This window comes from Bacteroides faecalis, assembly GCF_003865075.1.
In the GTDB taxonomy this organism is placed as follows: Bacteria; Bacteroidota; Bacteroidia; order Bacteroidales; family Bacteroidaceae; genus Bacteroides; species Bacteroides faecalis.
In genome coordinates this window covers 249529-272172 of record NZ_BHWB01000005.1, presented here as the reverse complement: position 1 = coordinate 272172, position 22644 = coordinate 249529, and the positions used below count along the sequence as shown (strand labels likewise).

19 protein-coding genes and 1 tRNA gene are annotated in these 22644 nt (G+C 39.1%); 13 read left to right on the top strand and 7 right to left on the bottom strand.

Annotated elements, in window-relative coordinates; genetic code table 11:
* Positions 1–46: 46 nt before the first annotated feature.
* From EJF25_RS11255 to EJF25_RS11235, 5 genes are all read left to right on the top strand, one after another.
* Complete coding sequence (locus tag EJF25_RS11255; protein ID WP_125041215.1) at positions 47–787, top strand: (Fe-S)-binding protein; 741 nt, start codon at positions 47–49, stop codon at positions 785–787.
* On the top strand, positions 784–2172 hold the full coding sequence (locus tag EJF25_RS11250) for a lactate utilization protein B (RefSeq protein ID WP_125041214.1): 1389 nt from the start codon (positions 784–786) through the stop codon (positions 2170–2172). Before EJF25_RS11255 ends, EJF25_RS11250 begins: the two co-directional genes overlap by 4 nt.
* A complete protein-coding gene (locus EJF25_RS11245; protein ID WP_125041213.1) occupies positions 2165–2746 on the top strand; it encodes a LutC/YkgG family protein in 582 nt (193 codons plus the stop codon). Before EJF25_RS11250 ends, EJF25_RS11245 begins: the two co-directional genes overlap by 8 nt.
* Positions 2747–2809: 63 nt before the next feature.
* Positions 2810–3682 carry a pyridoxamine kinase gene (locus tag EJF25_RS11240; protein ID WP_125041212.1) on the top strand — a complete coding sequence of 291 codons (873 nt, stop codon included), beginning with the start codon at positions 2810–2812 and terminating at the stop codon, positions 3680–3682.
* A gap of 152 nt (positions 3683–3834) precedes the next feature.
* On the top strand, positions 3835–5019 hold the full coding sequence (locus tag EJF25_RS11235) for a DUF418 domain-containing protein (protein ID WP_125041211.1): 1185 nt from the start codon (positions 3835–3837) through the stop codon (positions 5017–5019).
* 12 nt (positions 5020–5031) lie between these two features.
* On the opposite strand, the gene EJF25_RS11230 is transcribed toward EJF25_RS11235, so the two are convergent.
* Together EJF25_RS11230 and EJF25_RS11225 are read right to left on the bottom strand one after the other, a co-directional pair.
* Positions 5032–6294, bottom strand: a complete 1263-nt coding sequence (locus tag EJF25_RS11230) for a carboxypeptidase-like regulatory domain-containing protein (protein WP_125041210.1) — start codon at positions 6292–6294, stop codon at positions 5032–5034.
* The gene (locus EJF25_RS11225) at positions 6291–6863 is read right to left on the bottom strand and encodes an RNA polymerase sigma factor (protein WP_125041209.1); all 573 of its coding nucleotides are present in this window, start codon (positions 6861–6863) and stop codon (positions 6291–6293) included. The genes EJF25_RS11230 and EJF25_RS11225 overlap by 4 nt, the downstream gene beginning before the upstream one ends.
* Positions 6864–7015: 152 nt before the next feature.
* Between EJF25_RS11225 and EJF25_RS11220 the strand changes: the two genes are divergently transcribed.
* The 4 genes from EJF25_RS11220 to EJF25_RS11205 all read left to right on the top strand — a co-directional run bounded on the left by EJF25_RS11220 (position 7016) and on the right by EJF25_RS11205 (position 10937).
* The gene (locus EJF25_RS11220) at positions 7016–8893 is read left to right on the top strand and encodes a vWA domain-containing protein (RefSeq protein WP_125041208.1); all 1878 of its coding nucleotides are present in this window, start codon (positions 7016–7018) and stop codon (positions 8891–8893) included.
* A gap of 365 nt (positions 8894–9258) precedes the next feature.
* A complete protein-coding gene (locus tag EJF25_RS11215) occupies positions 9259–10020 on the top strand; it encodes a C1 family peptidase (protein ID WP_160119406.1) in 762 nt (253 codons plus the stop codon).
* A gap of 245 nt (positions 10021–10265) precedes the next feature.
* Positions 10266–10445 carry a hypothetical protein gene (locus EJF25_RS11210; RefSeq protein WP_235016780.1) on the top strand — a complete coding sequence of 60 codons (180 nt, stop codon included), beginning with the start codon at positions 10266–10268 and terminating at the stop codon, positions 10443–10445.
* A gap of 57 nt (positions 10446–10502) precedes the next feature.
* Positions 10503–10937, top strand: coding sequence for a DUF5053 domain-containing protein (locus EJF25_RS11205; protein WP_125041205.1), 435 nt, complete (start codon positions 10503–10505; stop codon positions 10935–10937).
* A 311-nt stretch (positions 10938–11248) separates the two neighbouring features.
* On the opposite strand, the gene EJF25_RS11200 is transcribed toward EJF25_RS11205, so the two are convergent.
* The 3 genes from EJF25_RS11200 to EJF25_RS11190 form a co-directional block, all read right to left on the bottom strand.
* Positions 11249–11321: transfer RNA gene (locus tag EJF25_RS11200), tRNA-Trp, on the bottom strand.
* A gap of 65 nt (positions 11322–11386) precedes the next feature.
* Entirely contained in the window at positions 11387–11740 is a 354-nt protein-coding gene (locus tag EJF25_RS11195; RefSeq protein ID WP_125041204.1) for an arsenate reductase family protein, read from the bottom strand.
* Positions 11741–11782: 42 nt separating this feature from the next.
* On the bottom strand, positions 11783–12367 hold the full coding sequence (locus tag EJF25_RS11190) for a uracil-DNA glycosylase family protein (RefSeq protein ID WP_125041203.1): 585 nt from the start codon (positions 12365–12367) through the stop codon (positions 11783–11785).
* 122 nt (positions 12368–12489) lie between these two features.
* Here EJF25_RS11190 and EJF25_RS11185 point away from each other — a divergent pair, with 122 nt between their 5' ends.
* From EJF25_RS11185 to EJF25_RS11170, 4 genes are all read left to right on the top strand, one after another.
* Positions 12490–15603: a SusC/RagA family TonB-linked outer membrane protein gene (locus EJF25_RS11185; protein WP_125041202.1), complete on the top strand. Its 3114-nt coding sequence runs from the start codon at positions 12490–12492 to the stop codon at positions 15601–15603.
* Positions 15604–15617: 14 nt separating this feature from the next.
* Positions 15618–17216, top strand: coding sequence for a SusD/RagB family nutrient-binding outer membrane lipoprotein (locus EJF25_RS11180; protein ID WP_125041201.1), 1599 nt, complete (start codon positions 15618–15620; stop codon positions 17214–17216).
* A 72-nt stretch (positions 17217–17288) separates the two neighbouring features.
* On the top strand, positions 17289–17996 hold the full coding sequence (locus tag EJF25_RS11175; protein ID WP_125041200.1) for a nucleoside-specific channel-forming Tsx family protein: 708 nt from the start codon (positions 17289–17291) through the stop codon (positions 17994–17996).
* A gap of 58 nt (positions 17997–18054) precedes the next feature.
* Positions 18055–19383 carry a nucleobase:cation symporter-2 family protein gene (locus EJF25_RS11170; RefSeq protein ID WP_125041199.1) on the top strand — a complete coding sequence of 443 codons (1329 nt, stop codon included), beginning with the start codon at positions 18055–18057 and terminating at the stop codon, positions 19381–19383.
* Here the strand turns inward: EJF25_RS11170 and EJF25_RS11165 are convergent.
* A complete protein-coding gene (locus EJF25_RS11165; RefSeq protein WP_125041198.1) occupies positions 19380–21551 on the bottom strand; it encodes a KamA family radical SAM protein in 2172 nt (723 codons plus the stop codon). The genes EJF25_RS11170 and EJF25_RS11165 overlap by 4 nt on opposite strands.
* A gap of 376 nt (positions 21552–21927) precedes the next feature.
* Positions 21928–22560 carry a DUF8491 family protein gene (locus EJF25_RS11160; RefSeq protein ID WP_077154910.1) on the bottom strand — a complete coding sequence of 211 codons (633 nt, stop codon included), beginning with the start codon at positions 22558–22560 and terminating at the stop codon, positions 21928–21930.
* Between the last annotated feature and the right edge of the window lie 84 nt (positions 22561–22644).

Below are 22644 nucleotides of genomic sequence, written 5' to 3'. Positions count from 1 at the left end.
ATAAACGGATGGACTGGAGGAGCTTATAATATTTTACATATACATTATGAAAGTAGGTTTGTTTATTCCTTGTTATATCAATGCCATCTATCCGAATGTGGGAGTGGCGTCGTATAAGCTATTAAAAAGTTTAGGAGTAGATGTCGATTATCCGTTAGACCAGACCTGTTGCGGACAACCGATGGCAAATGCCGGTTTTGAGGATGAATCGTTGAAATTGGCACTCCGGTTTGATGAATTGTTTCAGAAGTACGATTATATTGTCGGTCCTTCTGCCAGTTGTGTGGCTTTTGTGAAAGAGAACCATCCCGGTATCCTAAAGAAAGAAGGACATATTTGTCAAAGTGCGGGTAAGATTCATGATCTTTGTGCATTTATCCATGATGTACTTAAACCTTCGAAACTACCGGCACGTTTTCCGCATAAAGTAAGCATTCATAATAGTTGCCATGGTGTGCGCGAACTACTTCTTTCTGCTCCAAGTGAGTTGAACATTCCTTATTTTAATAAATTGCGTGATTTACTTGATATGGTAGAAGGCATTGAAGTTTTCGAACCTGCTCGTGTGGATGAATGTTGTGGATTTGGAGGTATGTTCGCTGTGGAAGAACAAGCGGTATCTGTTTGTATGGGACGGGATAAGGTGAAAAATCACATGGCTACCGGTGCCGAATATATAGTAGGAGCCGATAGTTCCTGTTTGATGCATATGCAAGGCGTTATTGAAAGGGAACATCTTCCTATAAAAATCATTCATATAGTAGAAATCTTAGCTTCGCAGTCATGAGTACCAAACATGCAAAAGCTGCAGAGAAGTTCTTGCAGGACAGCAAGATGGCAGCGTGGTATAACGAAACCCTTTGGATGGTTCGTGTCAAAAGGGACAAAATGAGTAAAGAAGTTCCCGAATGGGAGGAACTGCGTGATAAGGCTTGTGAATTGAAGCTTTATTCCAACAGCCATTTGGAAGAACTTTTGGTTGAGTTCGAAAAGAATGCTACTGCTAATGGTGCTATTGTTCATTGGGCGAAAGATGCAGCCGAATATTGTGCCATCGTTTATGATATATTGAATGAACATAATGTCCATCATTTTATCAAAAGCAAATCTATGCTTGCCGAAGAGTGCGGGCTGAATCCTTTCCTGATGGAACGTGGAATTGACGTTGTTGAATCGGATTTGGGAGAACGTATTCTTCAATTGATGCATGAGGCTCCCAGCCACATTGTAATGCCTGCTATTCATATCAAACGGGAGCAAGTAGGCGAACTTTTTGAAAAAGAGATGGGTACGGAAAAAGGTAATTTTGATCCGACTTATCTGACTCATGCGGCTCGTAAGAATCTAAGACATCTTTTCCTCAATGCAGAAGCTGCCATGACGGGAGCAAACTTTGCCGTAGCTTCTACGGGCGATATCGTTGTGTGTACAAATGAAGGTAATGCAGATATGGGAACATCTTATCCGAAACTGAATATTGCTGCTTTCGGAATAGAAAAGATTGTACCGGATCTGGAATCTTTAGGAGTATTTACACGTCTGTTGGCACGTTCGGCTACCGGACAGCCGGTGACAACTTATACTTCTCAGTATCGCCGTCCACGCGAAGGGGGTGAATATCATATTATTATCGTGGATAACGGTCGAAGTGAAATACTCTCTAAGACTGATCATATTAAAACATTGAATTGTATCCGTTGTGGTGCCTGTATGAATACTTGTCCGGTGTATCGCAGGAGCGGAGGATATTCTTATACTTATTTTATTCCCGGACCTATCGGTATTAATCTGGGGATGGCACATGATCCGGAGAAGTATTACGATAATCTTTCTGCTTGTTCATTGTGCATGTCCTGTTCTGATGTCTGCCCGGTGAAGGTAGATTTGGCAGAGCAGATTTATAAATGGCGCCAGGATTTGGATGGTTTAGGAAAAGCAAATGCCGGAAAGAAGATAATGTCCGGTGGCATGAAGTTCCTGATGGACCGTCCGGCATTGTTCAATGCGGCTTTGTGGGTAGCTCCTGTTGTGAATGGTTTGCCACGCTTCATGAAATATAATGATCTTGATGCTTGGGGTAAAGGACGTGAACTTCCGAAGTTTGCTAAAGAGTCGTTCAATGAAATGTGGAAAAAGAATGAAGTACAGGGAAAGGAGGATAACAATGAGTAGTAGAGAAGAAATATTAGCGAGTATCCGCAAAAATACACAGGTTCGTTATGACAAGCCGGATATAGTAGATATGAAACGGCTGTCTTATCCTGATAAGCTTGAACAGTTTTGTGCGATTAGTCGTGCTGTAGGCGGTACTGCTATAATATTAGGGGAAGGAGAGGATGTGAATCAAGTCATCCGCCGAACTTATCCGGCTGCAACACGTATAGCTTCTGTGTTACCGGAGGTTTCTTGTGCCACTTTCAATCCGGACAATCTCGATGATCCGAAAGAATTGGATGGAACAGAGGTGGCAGTAATTGAAGGAGAGATAGGGGTTGCAGAAAATGGAGCCATATGGATTCCACAAAGAGTCAAGTATAAAGCTATTTACTTTATTTCCGAAAGCCTGGTAATTTTACTCGATCGGAATAAAATTGTAAATACGATGTTTGATGCTTATTGCGGATTAGTCGGACAGGAATATCAGTTTGGAACATTTATTTCCGGTCCGTCTAAGACGGCTGACATTGAACAGGCATTAGTGATGGGGGCTCATGGGGCGCGGGAAGTATTAGTTATTTTGAAATGAATGACGGAGAGGGGTGACAAATTAGATTTTTAACTACTAAATCGCATAAATAATTATAATGTAATGTATGCAAATAAAGTAAAGAAAATAGCGGCTGTTCATGATCTTTCGGGGATGGGACGAGTTTCATTGACGGTTGTAATTCCCATTTTATCATCGATGGGATTTCAGGTTTGTCCACTTCCTACAGCTGTATTATCTAATCATACACAGTATCCCGGTTTTTCCTTTTTGGATCTGACCGATGAAATGCCGAAAATTATTGCTGAATGGAAGAAATTGGAGGTACAGTTTGATGCGATTTATACCGGTTATCTGGGATCTCCCAGGCAGATTCAGATTGTTTCTGATTTTATTAATGATTTCAGAAGATCGGATAGTTTGGTAGTGGCAGATCCGGTATTGGGAGATAATGGACGTCTATATACTAACTTCGACATGGATATGGTCAAGGAAATGCGTCATCTCATCACAAAAGCAGATGTGATAACTCCGAACCTGACCGAGCTTTTTTATTTGTTGGATAAACCATATAAAGCTGATAATACAGATGAAGAATTGAAGGAATATCTGCGTCATTTATCCGATAAAGGACCGGAAGTCGTTATAATAACCAGTGTTCCGGTGCATAAAGATACACGTAAAACTTCCGTTTATGCCTATAACAGGAACGGAAATCGCTATTGGAAAGTGACCTGTCCGTATTTACCGGCTCATTATCCGGGAACAGGAGATACTTTTACGAGTGTTATAACCGGTTCTTTGATGCAAGGAGATAGCCTTCCGATGGCATTAGACCGTGCAACACAATTTATTTTGCAAGGGATTCGGGCTACTTTTGGGTATGAGTATGATAATAGGGAAGGGATTTTGCTGGAGAAGGTTTTGCATAATTTAGATATGCCTATACAAATGGCTAGTTACGAACTGATCTAGTGAAATCATGAATTGAACGGAAAGAACAAGATCCCGGTTCCTTAATAGTTATCTTTTGACCCATTTTCTTTTAATGTTTATAAACTTTTGTAATTCAGATTTTACTGTTATTTTTACCGCTATTATTAAGTAATCCTGAATAAATCTATTTTATGACTCAAACACTTAAAACGACTGAACGACTTGGAGTAGTAGATGCTCTGCGTGGATTTGCCCTTTTAGCTATTGTATTGTTACATAATCTGGAACATTATAATTTGTTTCTACCATTGGAATTTACAGTACCGGCGTGGTTACAAACGATAGATAAGTATATGTGGGATACGATGTTCTTCTTGTTTGCCGGAAAAGCGTATGCTACTTTCTCTTTATTGTTCGGGTTTAGTTTTTATATCCAATTACGTAATGCCGAAAAACGGGGTACTGACTTTCGTGGACGTTTTGCATGGAGGCTATGTTTGTTGTTCTTATTTGCACAGTTACATGCCTTGTTTTATAATGGTGATATACTTTTGTTATATGCAGTAGTTGGCTTTGCTCTGATTCCGGTATGTAAATTAAATAATAAAACGGTTTTCTGGATTGCCGTTATATTGCTTTTGCAGCCTTATGAATGGGGACGTGCTATTTATGCGATGATAGATCCAAATTATGTACCTGTGACAGGTCACTTTATCCCTTATGCTGAACGTGCCCAGGTAGTAACAGCTAATGGTAGTTTCCTGGAAGTACTTCGTTCTAATATTACTGACGGGCAATTGTATAGTAACATTTGGCAAGTAGAAAATGGTCGTCTGTTTCAGACCGCTGCTTTATTCATGTTCGGAATGTTGCTGGGACGCCGAAAGTATTTTATTAAAAGTGAAGAATCTATATGTTTCTGGAAAAAGATGCTGAAATATGCTGCCATTGCTTTTATTCCTCTCTATTGTTTGAAGACCTTCGTGCCCGATTTAATAACCAATCCTTCTGTTTTGGTTCCTTATAAAATAGCCGTACCTTCTTATACAAATTTTGCTTTCATGGTTATTCTTGTTTCTATTTTTACATTGCTTTGGTTTAAGAAAAATAGTGGATATGGTTGGCAAAGTCTGTTGATTCCATATGGACGTATGAGTTTGACCAATTACATATCCCAATCTATCATGGGAGTTTGTATTTATTATGGCTTCGGACTCTCTATGTATAGATATGCAGGAGCAACAGGAAGTCTTCTTATTGCAGTATGTATCTTTACTGTTCAACTGATATTCAGCCGTTGGTGGCTTGCGCGGCATAAGCAAGGTCCTTTGGAGTTCTGGTGGCGCAAGGGTACTTGGATTGGAACCGGGAGATAATAGTATCCCCGGTTATTTGAATTTTACTGTAATTTCCGCAGAAGTGTTTCCATAAGTCCAATCCGGACCATCCAGGATTAGGCGTATTGCTTCTTTATCTGCGGATTCGCAAAGTCCTTTCTTTACTTTAACGTAGTTGGGACGTCCTTTTTTATCGACTGAGAAAGTTAATATGACCGATCCTTTCATTTCGCCACAGGTTTCATCCGTAGGAGGTACCAGGTTCTTTTTCAGGTATTTTTTGTACTTTTTCATTCCGATTACAGGTTTCGGAATTATCTGTTTGGTTACTCCTGCTATATTTCCTGCCAAAGCATTGGTAGGAGGCGCTTGTTTCAGATCATCTACGTTTACGGATGTGATAGCACCTGTAACAGTCATCTTCTTCTGTGCACTAGTTCCGGTTATTATAACTTCGTCAAATTTTGATTGACTACTTTCTTTCATTGCTATGAGTATGGGCTGAAGTGAGTCCTTAATAGTGATGCTGACAGGATCATACCCAATGTAACTTACTTTCAATTTCCCAAAGAGGTGCTCTTGGGGAATGGTAAACTTTCCGTTAATGTCTGTGATAGTACCGTCAATTTTTCCTTCATGCGTTTTTACGGTACCATAAAGTAGAGACTGATCTTTATTATCCCTTTCATTTGTTCCAAAAGTTATATTAGCACCAACAAGAGGCTGACCTTTTTCATCGATCACCATTCCTTCTATAATATTGGGGGCATTGGCACTCAGTTTGAGCCTTTTTGTATCTTTCTCATTACTAGGTAAGATAAGTGTATCTATGGTACTAATAGAGTGTTCCTCATCTTCTATTTCTGTGGGCTTTACAACCTCTTCTTTTATAGTAACAGTATTCTTGGCAGGAAGTTTCTTTTTTGCAGCAGATGGGGAATGAATAGTTTCTTCCTTGGGAGTTTTCGGATTAATTGGAATTTCAGGAGTTACTGTCGTAGTATTAGTCGTTTCTTTTGCTATGAATGTATCTTCCGGCATGTTATTTTTCAGGAATAAGAAATAACTACTGATCCCAATTCCGATGATCAGACAAGCGGCAATACTCCAAGTGATGGCATACGAATATCTTTTCTTTGTAGAACGGGCTGTAATAAGATTCTGTAGTTCCTTAATCCGTTCTTCATGATTTCCCTCTACTTGCTGGTATCCATCCATGGCGTCAGCTAGAAAAGGGTCCCTCATCGACTCTTTTTCCAGTCGATGGGCTTCTTTCCCTTTGCGTAATCCTCGTATGTAATCCAATAGTTTCATAGGGTTTGTTTCTTAATACAGATTTTTAAATTTCGCTTTCCGTTTTGGATATAGCTTTTCACATTATTCAGAGTAAGTCCGGTTTGTTCGGCAATGTCAGCATAAGACATTTCTTCCAGAAAGAAACGGGTAATGCTGGTTCGTTGTTCTTCGGGCAACTTTTCCAGGCAAATATGCAATGCTTTGAGTTGCTCTTCTGAATTATCCCCTTCACTTAAAAGATGCAGAAATTCATCAGATTCCATAATATTAATGGTATAATCTAGTGAAATTTCTTTGTTTCCCTTTCGTAACAGTTGCAAGCAGTGGTTTTTAGCTACTCGATAGAGCCATGGTTTGAATATTTTTATATCATAATTGTTCATTTTGGGGATTAGATCCTCAAATAGTTGCATGACTGCATCTTGTGCATCATCTTCATCTTGTAGATATTTCAGGCAGAGACCATAAAGCAACGGTATATAACGGTTATATAATTCACCGAAATATTCTGTATTCCCGGACTTGGTATAACATGTTAGTAGTTCTTCGTCCGATAGCTTTGATATGTCTCTTCTAAATATCAGAATTCTGTTTTTGTTGCCAAAGATAGAAATAGAAATGATAAATCACAACGGACAGAAGAAAAATAAAAAAAAATCTAGTCTGCTTATGGAATTTGTGTGTATTCTGCATCTCTATAGTAAAAGTGAATTAATAATGGCATTAAATACTTGTAGTTATGAAAACAAATCAATTTAGAGTGTTCATGTTCGTACTGCTAATGGCAGTTATTTCTTTGGGAGAAGTAAGTGCACAGCTTATAGAAGTAAAAGGAACAGTTGTAGATAACAAGAATAATCCGTTGATAGGTTGTAATATAACCGTTAAGGGAACAAAAGACGGGACTATTACAGATATCAAAGGAGCTTACTCCATTCAAGTAGCTAAAGGTGGAATTTTATGTTTCTCATATATAGGTTATGAGACAGTGGAAGTGATTGTTAAGTCTGAGGAAATAAATGTGGTGATGAAAGAATCTGCTAAGGATGTATTAGAACAAGTTGTTGTGAGCGGAACAGGTAGACAAAAGAAGTTGACTGTTACAGGCGCTTTAACATCTGTAAGAGTAGAGGAACTAAGACATGCAGGTTTAACCAATGCATTGGCAGGGGGAGTAGGAGGAGTAATAGGTATAAATAGTGAAGAATATAAACCGATCAATGAAAATGGTTACAAAGAAGTTTCGGATGCACCACTGTCTACTTTCTCCATTGATGTGGATGCAGCCTCTTATAGTAACATGCGTCGTTTTATTAATAGAGGCGAACTTCCCCCTACAGATGCTGTTCGTACGGAAGAATTGGTGAATTACTTCACTTATGAATACCCGAAGCCAACCGGAGATGATCCGGTAAAGATAACAATAGAGGCCGGTGACTGTCCCTGGAATACTACTCATCGCTTGGTACGAATCGGATTGAAAGCGAAAGAGATTCCAACAGATAACTTGCCTGCTTCTAATTTGGTCTTTTTGATTGATGTCTCCGGTTCTATGTGGGGAAAGGAGCGACTGGATTTGGTGAAGTCATCTCTTAAAATGTTGGTCAATAATTTGCGTGATAAAGATAAAGTCGCAATTGTGACCTATGCCGGTAGTGCGGATGTAAAAATGGAATCCGTTTCCGGGAGTGATAAACAGAAGATACGTGAAGCAATAGATGAACTCGTTGCCAGAGGTTCTACAGCGGGAGGCAAAGGTATTCAATTGGCTTATAGTATCGCAAAAAAGAATTTTATTTCTAATGGAAACAATCGAATTATTCTTTGCTCGGACGGTGACTTTAATGTAGGTGTTTCTTCCGAAAAAGGTTTGGAGCAATTGATAGAAAAAGAACGTAAGAGTGGCGTATTTCTAACTGTTTTAGGGTATGGAATGGGTAATTACAAAGACAGCAAAATCCAAACACTGGCCGAAAAAGGAAACGGAAATCATGCTTATATAGATAATTTACAAGAAGCCAATCGCGTTTTGGTAGGTGAGTTTGGAGGAACTTTACATACTGTTGCAAAAGATGTAAAACTTCAGGTTGAGTTCAATCCTGCGCTGGTACAGACTTATAGATTGATAGGTTATGAAAGTCGTTTATTGAAAGATGAAGATTTTAATAATGATGCGAAAGATGCAGGAGATATGGGAGCGGGACATACAGTGACTGCCTTATATGAAGTAATTCCGGTAGGTGTAAAGAACGATTATGTGGGAAAAGTAGATGATTTGAAATATCAGGAGAAGGAGAAAACAATTGTGAAACCGACAGGCTCTAATGAACTGCTAACAGTGAAACTTCGTTATAAATCTCCGGATAAAGATAAAAGCAAAAAGATGGACCTTCCTTTTGTTGATCCTAAAGGAAATAACGTTTCTTCCGATTTCAAATTTGCTTCGGCTGTTGCCATGTTCGGACAGTTACTAAGGAATTCCGATTTCAAAGGGGATGCTACTTATGATAAAGTGATTGATTTGGCTAAACAAGGCTTAGACAATGATGAAAAAGGATACAGGAGAGAGTTTGTTCGCTTGGTAGAGGCTGCTAAGGGGCTGGATACTGATAATTAAAAAAGGTAGTACTCTCATTCATTCGTTCCACAGCTGTTATCTTTTTAGTTCCATAACTATGGAACGAGAGGGTAACAGTCATGGAACGAACAAATTTAGATAAGGCTATCTTTTACAATGCAGTGTTCAGAGATTAAGATATACCTTTCCTTATTGGAGATCAGAAAATATATATCAAACTGAAAAGCAATGAAGTAACTCACGTGGATTTGAACGTGAAGAAGCTGACTGCCATTTGGATAAAGCTGTTTGATTAATATGAATGGTATGATGTAATTGATGGAAGCGGAGTAAAAAAACTCCGTTTTTTTGTTTTCATGTTTTTCAAATCTTATCTTTGTCTGATGACTATAAAAATTGTACAAATGAAGAAAATCTTAACTTTAATTGTTGTTGCATTGTTTTTCTCCTTTTCAAAAGGTTTTGCACAGGGAAAAGATTTGCGTCCACTTTTTGAAAAGTATGGAATATCAGTAAAAGATCAGGGTAGTAGGGGAACTTGTTCTATATTTACCATTGTTGGTTTAATAGAATTTGAACGCGCCCATGTTTTGAAAGATAACACACCGTTGTCGGTAGAATATCTGAACTGGTCTGCCAATCAGATAGAGGGAATAAATGCCGATGGTTCGTTCTTTAATTATGCGATAGACGGAATGGCAAAATATGGAATCTGTGCAGACGATTATATGCCTTACGCTACGCGTTTCACAGAGAAAGTAGAACCTTCTGAGTCGGCAAAAAAAGATGCGATGTCTCGTAAAATTGGTAAACAGATATGGATTAAACAGTGGAATCCTAAAAATGGTATTACAAAAGAGCAGTTGCACGAAGTGCAAAAACAATTGGACGCTAATCATCCGGTTGCGATCGGTTTTCAATGGCCTAAACAAGGTGAAGCTATTGGGGAGCATGGCGAACTGGCGGTAGTAGAGCGTGAAAATGTATTTGATGGGCATAGTATCCTGATTGTTGGCTATCAAGCTGATGATAAAACACCCGGTGGAGGATATCTCATTTTTAAAAATTCATTCGGAGAATCTTTTGGGGATAAAGGATATGGACGCATTCCCTATGCTTATGCCTTGCTTTATGCTAATGATGCAATGGCACTTCATCTGAAATGACCAGTCGCTGGATGTAAACAATAGAAATCAATATATCGATATTTTCTAATATGTAATTGGGGTAAAGAATCTCCATGGTTGAAGTTTGTTTGTTATAAATGTACTGATTCTCTTAAACACTTCCTGATTGATTTCTTAGTTTCAGGTTATATAAGTGTTAAATAATTAACTTGAAGGCAGATTTATCTGTAAAAGCTTTGTTAATAAACAAATGTTTATTGTATTTGTACTGTGTTTTTAAAGCGATGTTTGACAATCAGGATGAGCTAAAGGCTCACATAGAACATGTAAAGCGATGCTTGCAATTCTATGCCCCAAGTGCGGAGGAATTGTTAAAGCAAGGATACTCACGAAGAGAGTTAGAGAGGTTGATCGATATTCAGCTGGATAAGTTGATCGAACTCCTCAAACAACTGAAAGACTAACATTAACCCCCTCATGTAGTGAAGGGGTACTTTAAATAACAAATTATATAAAAGTGTATGGGAACAGATAGGGAAATAAATAATTTGTTGAATGAATTTCTCCAGTTAGAGACGGATGAACAACGGAAACAATTCCGGGGTAAAATAGCTCATACGTTATCTGGGAAAACCGAGGAGGAAAAACGTGAGTTTGCTGAGATCCTTTCTTCTAAAGCTCAGGAAACAATTGATCTGTCACAGGCGTTAATTGATGAGCATGATTTCAAGCAAGCGCTGAAAGATATTGTTCCAGCTATAACTTGGTTTTACATTGCTGAACAATATTTTAATAAGTCACGTTCTTGGTTCAGTCAGCGTTTGAATGGTTATCATGTTAATAATAAGGCTACTGTCTTTACTAACGAAGAAATTGATTTATTATCAGATAGTTTACTTGATTTGAGTGAACGAATAAAGAGAAGTGCTCTCCGTTTGAGGAAGCATCGCTTTTAAAAACACAACTTTCGGATGAAAGGCTTTCATGAACTGGAGGCCTTTTTTATTTTTTTAGTATAAAGAAGTACAAAATGAAAAAGGGGATCAGTTTAATCTGGAAAGAGCACGTGTATTTTCCATTTGAGTAAAACGTAGAATATATTCTCCTTGAGGGAGGCTTGTTTGCTGGCTCTTCGGTATATTTTTACTTTCTTTCAAATCGGAAAAACGTAAGCATTTGAAAATCACATTTTTAAAAGTGTCCCGATTTTGTCCCACTTTTAAATTAAAATAGCTGTAAATTATTGATTTACAGTTATTTAATCTTGCACGGGAGGAGAGGCTCGAACTCCCGACACCCGGTTTTGGAGACCGGTGCTCTACCAACTGAGCTACTCCCGTATTTGCGGCTGCAAAGGTAGTAGAAACTTCTGAATCTGCAAGCGTTCGGATAAATAAGTTTTTAACTATTTTAATTTTTCCCACTCTTCGGGTTTGAAACCAACTAGTACAGAGCTGTTTGTGACTATCAGAGGGCGTTTCACTAATTTACCATTGGAAGCAAGTAATGCAATTTGTTCTTCTTCGCTCATGTTGGGAAGTTTTTCGCTAAGCTTCAATTCTTTATATACTACTCCACTCGTATTGAAAAATTTCTTTAAAGGTAAACCACTTTTCGGAATCCATTCTTTGAGTTCTTCCACAGTAGGATTATCTTCAACGATCAACCGGTTTGTGAATTCAATATTATTTTCTACAAGCCATTTCTTGGCCTTTTGGCATGTACTACACGCCGGATATTGCAAAAATAAAGGTTTCATATTCGATGATTTATATTTTAAAACTAGATATTTATTACTTAATTACATTAACATTCCCAAGTCTTGATACATAACCCGGTAAGCAGACGCTTTTTTATCCAGTGCCAACGGATAGGCGCGCGACGAAGAAGGCATTCTGTACAGTCTCATGGCACGTCCCTCAAAGATAAATTCGGAGAAATCACCGACTTTCGGTTCTTCCACTTCCAATTGTTGCCGGAGCGTATCAGTCGCTTTTTGCCCCGTAGTAACTATTGCTTTACATAAGGGAATTTGACGAATCAATGTTGCTATATCCGTAGGTTGTACTACTTCCAAAAACTTATCTGAAGCATTATCCTGCAATCGTCTAATGGATGAGGCGGTATCAAACAACGCAATACCTTTCTCATTCAGAAAATCAATGATCCGGTCACGACAAAACGCTTTTCGTGTCTCGTTCAGAAAATAATCCTTGTCGTTGAAGAACAAAAATCCAACAATACGCCACATATCATTGTTCAGGTTCGGATAATAAAAATCCATAGACCAACGTTTCTTCTGTGGCGGAAAACTCCCTAACATCAGCAATTTTGCGTTTGATGGAAGAAATGGTTCTAATGGATGTGTTTCAATTTCTATTTCCATTTCTCTTTTAATTTTCTACAAAAATAATGATATTGTTCTTTTCTCTCAAAATCGATGCGAAAAAATGTTCTTTTAAAAATATTTAGTTATTTTTGTCCGTCAATGTTTGAACTCTTCATAAGATGTTATTGAAAATAAGAATAATTCTAAGTTGCTTTATTATCATTCTGTTCTTTTTCTCAGGTGAAAAAAGTTATGCTTCAAAACAATTGGGATTTAAAGAAATAATAGAAGTTTCCACCACTACTGATTCGTTAGTGAGAGGGTGCGTTATTGATATGAATGGTGAGCCGTTAATTGGTGCAAATGTCCGTGAAAAGGGAGGGATAAAAGGGACGGCAACTGATGTGAAAGGCAACTTCATTTTATCTGTTCCGGACAGTGCTATTTTGGAAATCTCATTTGTGGGTTATAAGCCGACGGAGGTAAGTGTGGCAGGTAAAAAGACACTTGAAGTATGTCTTGCTGAAAACACATTGATACTCGATAAAGTAATTGTGACTGCTCTGGGACTTGAAAAGAATGAATCTTCTTTGGCATATGCCGTCCAGAATATAAACGGAAAGGAATTGAATCGGGTGAAAGAAGTGAATATGATCACTGCTTTAGCCGGGAAAGCAGCCGGAGTACAGATTAATAAGAATTCTTCCGGTATGGGAGGATCCGCTAAAGTAAGCATTCGCGGAATTCGTTCGGTATCCAGTGACAACCAGCCTCTTTATGTGATAGACGGAGTACCAATGCTGAATGAAAGTTCGGAGCAGGCTTATTCTGCTATTGGTGGGACGGCAAACGCTGGTAACCGGGATGGAGGTGATGGTGTCTCTAATCTGAATCCGGAGGATGTGGAAAGTATTAGTATCTTAAAAGGAGCTCCTGCAGCTGCTTTATATGGTAGTCAGGCTGCCAATGGAGTCATTCTTATCACAACGAAGAAAGGTAACTCGGTGGGACAAAGGAATATTAATTTTTCTACCGGATTGACTTTTGAAAAAGCTTTTACTCTTCCTGAAATGCAAAATCGGTATGGAGTAAGCGATGTCGTGGATAGTTGGGGAACCCGCTCCAATCTAATAGCTTCCGATAACCTGAATGATTTTTTTCGTACCGGGGTGACATCTATCTCTTCTTTGTCTGTTAATTATGGAAATGAAAAACTTCAGACCTATTTTTCTTATGCCAATACGACCGGAAGAGGTATTATTGATAAGAATCAATTGGTGAGACATAATATCAATCTACGGGAGACAGCAGTCATGTTTAATAAACACTTGAAACTAGACGGTAATGTGAATGTTATGAGACAGATTGTCAAAAATAAGCCTGTTTCAGGAGGCTTTTACATGAATCCGTTGGTAGGGTTGTATCGTTTTCCGAGGGGAGAAGATCTATCTTATTATAAAGATCATTTTGAAGCATACGATGGAGATAGAAGACTGAATACGCAAAACTGGCATACTTTTACCGAGGATTTTGAACAGAATCCTTATTGGGTGGTGAACCGTATTCAGAGTAAGGATACACGTATGCGAGGTATCGTTTCTATTGCGGCAACTCTGAAAGTGAATGATTGGATGACTATTCAGGCTCGGGGTAATGTGGATTATCTAGCCGATAAGTTACGGCAGAAGTTTTACGCTTCTACAGCTCCCGCATTGTGTGGAGCGAATGGACGATATATTGAAATGGATTATCAGGAAACATTGATCTATGGTGATGTCATGATGATGGGAAAAAAGAAATGGGATGATTTTACATTAGATATGGCTATTGGTGGAAGTATCAATGATAAAAATGTGAATTCTATCCGTTACGATTCTAAAAATGCTTCTTTAAAATATGCCAATGTTTTTAATCTTGCAAATATCATCATGAACGGATCATCCAGTATTGATCAGAAAATAGATGCCCGTCGGCAACTGCAATCTGTGTTTGGTACGGCTCAATTGGGATATCGGGAGGGAGTATATCTTGATCTGACTGCCCGTAATGACTGGTCGTCTACTCTTGCCTATACCAGACATGAGAAAACCGGTTTCTTTTATCCGTCTGTGGGAATTTCTTTTTTGATTGACAAATGGATTAAGTTGCCCGAATGGATTTCTTTTGCCAAGATACGTGGGACATACAGTAAAGTGGGAAATGATATTCCTCTATTTATTACCAATTCTGTCTCACATATTACTGCAGGGGGAGAAATGCAAGCCAATGACGCTGCTCCTTTTGAAGAGATGGAACCGGAAATGACCCGATCAACGGAGATTGGTACGGAATGGAAATTCTTACAGCATCGTTTAGGATTCAATTTTACATATTATCGTACGAATACTCATAATCAATTTTTCAAGCTTCCTGCTCTGGCCGGAGATAAATATGCCTATCGCTATGTCAATGCCGGAGATATTCAGAATCGGGGATGGGAAATGGCGGTAGATGCTACTCCGATATTAACATCCGATTATACCTGGAAGACTTCTCTGAATTTTTCTTCCAATAAAAATAAGATTCTTGAATTGCATGAACAGTTGAAGGAATTTGCCTATGGACCTACCAGTTTCTCGTCCAGTTATGCGATGAAACTTGTGAAAGGTGGTTCTATTGGTGATATTTATGGTAAGGCGTTTGTCCGTGACAACAAAGGGAATATTTTGTACGAAACGGAAGGGGATTATAAAGGACTCCCTCAAGTGGAAGGTGATGGCAATACGGTGAAAGTAGGAAATGCTAATCCTGTCTTTATGATGGGATGGAATCATACCTTTTCTTATAAAGGTTTTAGTCTCTATTTTTTATTGGACTGGCGTTATGGGGGTGAGGTTCTTTCACAAACTCAGGCTGAAATGGATCTTTATGGTGTTTCGGAAGTAACGGCTCAGGCACGCGACAGAGGATATATAATGTTGGAAGGAAACCGTATAGACAATGTAAAGGGTTTCTATAAGAATGTAGTGGGAGGACGTGCCGGAGTAACGGAATATTATATGTATGATGCAACCAACCTTCGTTTGCGGGAAGTCTCATTGAGTTATAATTTTCCCAAAAAATGGATACAGAGAACGAATGTTCTGAAAAATCTGCAACTTTCTTTTGTTGCACGTAATCTTTGTTTCCTGTATAAGAAAGCCCCGTTCGATCCCGATCTGGTGTTATCTACAGGTAATGACAATCAGGGCATTGAAGTTTTTGGTATGCCTACTACACGTAGTCTGGGCTTTACTGTGAAATGTGAGTTTTAAAGGTAGGAGGGGAGATGATGAAGAAGTACACATACATATGCTTGTTGGGTGTCCTGTTACTGTCTGTCGCATGTACCGGAAAGTTTCGTGAGTTCAATACAGACTTATCCGGTATTACCGATGAAGATTTGATTATTGACGACAATGGTTATGGGATTCGATTGGGAATTATTCAGCAAGGCATTTATTTTAATTATGATTATGGGAAAGGGAAAAATTGGCCTTTCCAGCTGATACAAAATCTGAATGCAGATATGTTTTGTGGGTATATGCATGATAGTAAACCTTTGAACGGAGGTACGCATAATTCTGATTATAACCTGCAGGACGGTTGGAATAGTGCCATGTGGACAAATATATATTCTTATATTTTTCCACAGATATTTCAGTCGGAAAATGCAACTCGTCATGAGCAACCGGCTTTGTTCGGCATAACAAAAATACTAAAGGTAGAAGTAATGCATCGTATGACAGATTATTATGGTCCTGTTATTTATAAACACTTTGCTGACGCACAAAGTCATTATCAACCTGATACTCAGAAAGATGTTTATTATGAGTTTTTTAATGAGCTGGATTCTGCTGTGGTTGCTCTTACTGGTTATATAATAGAGGAGAAACCCGAATCTAACGGATTTGCTCGTTTTGATATTTTGCTGGATGGTAAATATTCCACATGGGTCAAGTTCGCCAACTCTTTACGGATGCGTTTGTCCATGCGCCTTTCTGCGGTTGATCCGGATAAAGCCCGTCTGGAATTTCTCAAAGGATTGGAGAATGAATATGGTGTTTTTGAAGCTGAAACAGAAGGAGTAGCAGTCTTAACAAAATCCGGTTATACCAATCCGTTGGGTGAATTAAATCGTGTCTGGAATGAAACTTATATGAGTGCTGCTATGGAATCTATTCTGAAAGGTTTTGAAGATCCGCGACTAAAAGTCTATTTTGAATCTTGTACGGATGAAAAGTATAAGGGGGAATATCGTGGAATTCGTCAGGGAACATGTTTTGCACACAATCATTATGCCGGACTCTCTAAATTATCTTGTAATCAAAGTACGGATGCGCCTCTGATGACGCCTGCGGAGATTTGGTTTCTGCGTGCCGAAGCTGCTTTGCGTGGATGGACAGATGAGGATGAAGAAACCTGCTATCGAAACGGAATAATAACTTCTTTTCACCAATGCGGTATATATCAAGTAGAGGACTATTTGAATTGTGAACGGACAGCTATTGATTTTGTGGATACTTTTGAAAGTGCCAATAATATAGAAGCTCGTTGTAAAGTTTCACCGAAGTGGAATCCCCAAGACGATAAAGAGATAAAGCTAGAAAGAATCATCACTCAAAAATGGATTGCTATGTTTCCTGAAGGTTGTGAAGCATGGGCAGAGCAACGGCGGACAGGATATCCCCGTTTGTTCCCTGTACGTTTCAACCATAGCAAAAACGGAAGTATCGATACGGAGATAATGATACGTCGTCTTTGCTTTCCCGGTACGCTGCAAACGGAAGATCTCGAACAGTATCTCGCTCTTGTGAAAGCTTTGGGGGACGATGATAATGGAGGTACGAGACTTTGGTGGGATACAGGAAATAATAACCTGAAATAAAAATTGGTCATAGTAATGTGTATATGTGTGTCCGTTTAACTATTTTTGTACCTTCATTAAAACACATCTATTATGAAACAGATCATTTTTGCTCTTTTTCTGTGTATGCTCTTTTTCGCGGTGCCGGAACTCAAAGCGCAAAACATTCAGCTACATTATGACTTCGGGCGTTCGTTGTACGACAAAGATTTGAAAGAGCGTCCTTTATTCACTTCTACTGTCGAGAAATTCCAACCGGATAACTGGGGTAGCACTTATTTCTTTGTGGATATGGATTATACCTCTTCCGGGGTTGCTTCCGCCTATTGGGAAATTGCACGTGAATTGAAGTTTTGGAAAGGTCCATTCTCTGCACATATTGAGTATAATGGTGGTTTGGCAAAAGGTTATTCTTACAAAAATGCATATCTGGCAGGAGCTACTTATACCTACAATAATGTTACCTTTTCTAGAGGTTTCACATTGACAGCCATGTATAAGTATATTCAAAAACATCATTCACCCAACAACTTTCAGCTGACAGGTACCTGGTATCTGAATTTCTGTCGTGATCTACTCACCTTTTCCGGTTTTGCCGACTGGTGGCGCGAGGAGACAAACTACGGAAAGACTATCTTCCTTTCGGAACCTCAGTTTTGGGTAAACCTGAACCGCATTAAAGGTGTGAATAAGAATTTTAATTTGAGCGTCGGTTCTGAGTTGGAACTAAGTAACAACTTTGGAGGAAGAGACGGTTTTTATACCATTCCGACTTTAGCTTTGAAATGGACATTAAAGTAAGCGTTGAATTGCTATCTTAATGTGTGAACCTAACATGAATTATTGAATAAACTATCGGATGAAAACTGATTTAATCTATGGCGTGGAAGACCGCCCCCCTTTTAAAGAAGCCCTGTTTGCTGCATTACAACATTTGCTGGCTATTTTTGTGGCTATCATTACTCCACCTCTTATTATAGCTAGTGCTCTCAAACTGGATGTCGAAAAGACAGGCTTTTTGGTATCCATGTCGCTTTTTGCCTCAGGTGTTTCCACCTTTATTCAATGTCGTCGTATCGGTCCCTTCGGAGCAGGTTTACTTTGTATACAAGGAACCAGCTTTTCTTTTATCGGTCCGATTATAGCTACAGGGATGGTAGGGGGGCTTCCTCTAATATTCGGTTCCTGTATGACGGCAGCTCCTATTGAAATGATTGTCAGTCGTACATTCAAGTATCTGCGCAATATCATTACTCCACTGGTATCCGGCATTGTCGTATTATTAATCGGGTTGAGTTTGATAAAAGTAGGGATTGTATCTTGTGGCGGAGGTTTTGCTGCCATGGATAACGGTACATTCGGTGCGTGGGAAAATCTTTCTATCGCTGCATTAGTGCTATTGAGCGTTCTGTATTTCAATCGTTGCAAAAACAAATATCTCCGCATGAGTTCTATCGTCTTGGGACTCTGTCTCGGTTACGGTCTTGCTTTTGTTTTGGGAAAAGTCAATATGAGTTCCTTGAATGCGGAGATGTTGATGGGTTTTAATATTCCCCAACCTTTTAAATACGGCATTGAATTTAATATTTCTTCTTTTATTGCTATTGGTTTGGTCTATCTGATTACTGCTATTGAAGCTACTGGAGATGTGACCGCCAATTCTATGATTTCCGGTTATCCTATTGAGGGAGATGCCTATTTGAAACGTGTTTCCGGTGGTGTAATGGCAGATGGATTCAATTCTTTTCTGGCAGGAGTATTCAATTCATTTCCAAATTCCATCTTTGCACAGAATAATGGCATTATTCAATTGACCGGAGTTGCCAGCCGTTATGTTGGCTATTATATTGCCGTTATGCTTATTCTTTTAGGGCTATTTCCTATTGTAGGAGCCGTATTCTCTTTGATGCCCGATCCGGTATTAGGAGGTGCAACCTTGCTGATGTTTGGTACGGTAGCTGCTGCCGGTATCCGTATTATCGCATCTCAGGAAATAGGACGGAAGGAAACATTGGTTTTGGCAGTGAGCTTGTCTTTAGGACTAGGGGTAGAATTAATGCCGGACGTATTAAAACAAGCTCCGGAAGCAATTCGAAGTATTTTCTCTTCTGGAATTACTACCGGAGGTTTGACTGCAATTATTACCAATATAGTAATACGGGTGAAAGAAGAAAGTAAGAAGAATTAAATCATCAGGTTACTCATTCTTTCTGTCATATGGAAGGAGAAGTCGGGATACTCGTATAAACTGAAACGAGGTTCGGTTTCCCCTTTTGTATAGTTCCAGATAGAAGCATACTCTTCCGGATCTTCTCCCATTTTCCCTAATTGACGTAGATAGGCAGCCAATGATTTATTCTCTACAATATAGATTTCACCCATCTTTCCGATAATCGGGCTATGACGACGTGTTCCGTCATGCTCAAAGCGAAGAATACGTTTTCCATCCTCAGTCAGTCCTACCAACTGGAATGTCATGCTTTTACCGATGGCCGGTAAATTTAAGACACTGCGGTCAGTGGCCAGAAAAGGTAGATGATGTTTTTTCATAAAGCGCCTGATCAAAGTAGCGGTACCTTCTTTGGGCTCTTTTTTTATGGTTGCTTGAGACTTCTCATTACCATTCTTGATATCTTCATTTGTTTCAGTTTTAATTTCCAGCAGTTTGTATAACTCTTCTGCCTGTTCTGGAGTCATTCGTCCGTATATTTTCTCTTCCATCTGTTCCTGCATCGAACGGCTATTGGGTGTAAATACCGCATAGTTCTCATTAAATCCCTTCACAGAGAAAGTATAATAACATACTACACCTAATGAGTTGAGTACTTGGCGAAGTCGTGTCGTATGTCCCCGACGGGAAGCGGCAACCGTATACACCAACTGATTGGTAATAGTCCATCCACCGGAAATAATTTTTCGGATAGCCTCTTTTGCTTCAGGAGTAACCTCCAAAGGAGTCTGGAAGTGAGTCTGAATGATAAATTGTTTGACTCCGATAGCCGAAGCCTTTTCTTTAAATTCCCGTAAGATATCAATCAATTCATCATTAATACGCATCGGCAAATAGGCCAGTAGGCGGGAGCCTAACCGTACTCGTTGTAACTCTGCATATTTCTCTCCGTCCGGACGTTCGAGGTTTGCTTTCTGTTTGCGTACCGCCATGCGGTAGACAGCCTCCAAAATATTTCGTAGTGTCTTGTTTTGACTCATTAGCGCATCACCTCCGGTGATAAGAATATCTCTCAACTGGGTGTCTTCTTCAAAATAAGTCATCAATCGGCGCAATTTATGTTCCCAACTTTCCTTCGGTTTTAAACTTTCAAATTCAAAATTCAACCGTTCACTTTGAAAGTCGTACATACGTTGGCAAGAAGCACAAAGTCCTCCGCAAGCACGCCCCATGGTATCCGGAATTAAAATTGCTACTTCCGGATAGCGTCGGTGAATGTTATGTCCGGGGATTATCCATCCGGCGGCATTCGGCTTCCCGGCTTCTATAATATCTTCCTTTTCCCAGGCGTGGATATTTCCATAAGTCTCCACCAACCTCGGTGAATAAATGATGTAACTTCGGATTGCTTCATCATTGTAGCCTTCTCCACTCACATTAAGCAATGAAAGGTAATAGGGTGTTGCAAAGAATGGCATTTCTTTCTTCCGGGCTTTATAAAGCAAATACATCGTTTCGGAGGAAAGTGAATTCCCTAAAAAGCGATTTAACTCAATCGGACTTTTTATTGCCATTGCCAGATGAAAACGGAAATCATTCCACCACTCACTTACCAATTGGTATTTCTCCTCGTAACTCATTCCTTCTTCAAAATGAAACCGTACCGAAGGTTTTGATTTCCGGTTCTCTATTTTTTGGATTAGCAAATGTAACATCCGCTCTTTATTTTCAGCACGTATCTCCTGTACTTCTTCATCCAGTCCTGTAGCCCAGCGATCGCTGCGGTTTTTGATACGTTGGGGTGATGGTATGGAAACCTCTTCCCCTTTCAGCCTCTTGAACAGCTGAAAGATTTCTATAAACAAATCCGTCGGCATTTCTACATTCTCCAACATCCCTGTCAGAAACTGATAAAGCAACCGAATTGTCTGTACTGGCATATCCTGTCCCATAGACAGTTCATGGACATTTAGCCCATCATAATGTAGTAAGAGTCGAATTTGCTCTCTTGCCTCTTCCGCTATTTCTCCATCTATTTTGCAGGTATCCAGATATAGTGATAAGTTAGATTTGAAATCCTCAATAGTTGAGTTTCTTGTTGCTATTTCCATCAACTCCGGTATGTCCTGGCTATAGATCTGTTTTAACTGTGAAAGAGTAAGTGTAAGCATTTTCTTTTGTTTCATAAGCGATTCTTCTTTTATTGGTTAATTAATAAGTCTAAAATTGATGTAGTAGATACTTCTATTTGTCATTATCGATTTGTCTAGCTTTCGCAAGTGTGTCGATAAACCCGTTCCTATATCGTTTACAGCCTGTTTGCAGACTATTAATAACTGAAATGTAGAGTATTAATAGCTGGAATGTAGGTTATTAATAGTTGAGAAGTGGACTATTAATATTCAACAAACAGGTAAATAATGTCCTTCTGAAGCTTTTGGGGATCTTGCGGAAGTAAAATACTCTATAAAGATAACAAAAAAAGCGGAGTTTATCTAACTTCGCTTTTCCTACCATATTATTCTTTACGATTATTTTTTTCTTTCTAACATTTCGAACGATTTATTTTTTCGTCTCTGTGTCGTCATCTTTCCGTTTAGGCTCTTTTTTAGCGAGCATTACGATATTGTACACATATTCCGTCATCCAATCTTCCGAATATCCCAGACGTTCTTTGTATTGGCGGACAGCAGTGGCAGTCTTGTGCACGTCGTCAGCTTTCCATACTAATTTAGTACATACATCGTGTACTGTTTTTTGGGTCATTCCATAAAGAGCTTTCTTAAAAATAGAAGGCATACGGAATTTCCATTGCATCAGGTTACCCATCAACATCATCAGGTCGTTAGAGAATCCTTGATACATAAATAAGTAAGACTGGATATCGTTCTGAGTGCGGCAGTTCCGTTTAACAGATGCATCAATCTCTTTAAAAAAGCCTTCGCTCAGACCGTAATCCTGCATCAACATTTTGCGTGAAGCAGTTTTTTCGGCAAGTCCCAGTTTTCCGTTTTGCGTCGGCACTTTAAAAAGACGTTTGAAGTTAGCTACATCAGGTAAAAAACGAATGTTTGTGATACCTAGGTTCGTAGCAATTACTGATTGGAAATAGACCCGGGTCAGTGATATAAAATCTTCTACGTTGCCGACTTTTGTTTCATCGGATTTTTTCTTGAATAAACCAAATAAGCCCATTGTTATGTTTACAAATTACAGGTTACAAATTAGAGAATAAAGTGCACAGGATCAAACGATATTAGTTTGCCGTTCACTAATTTG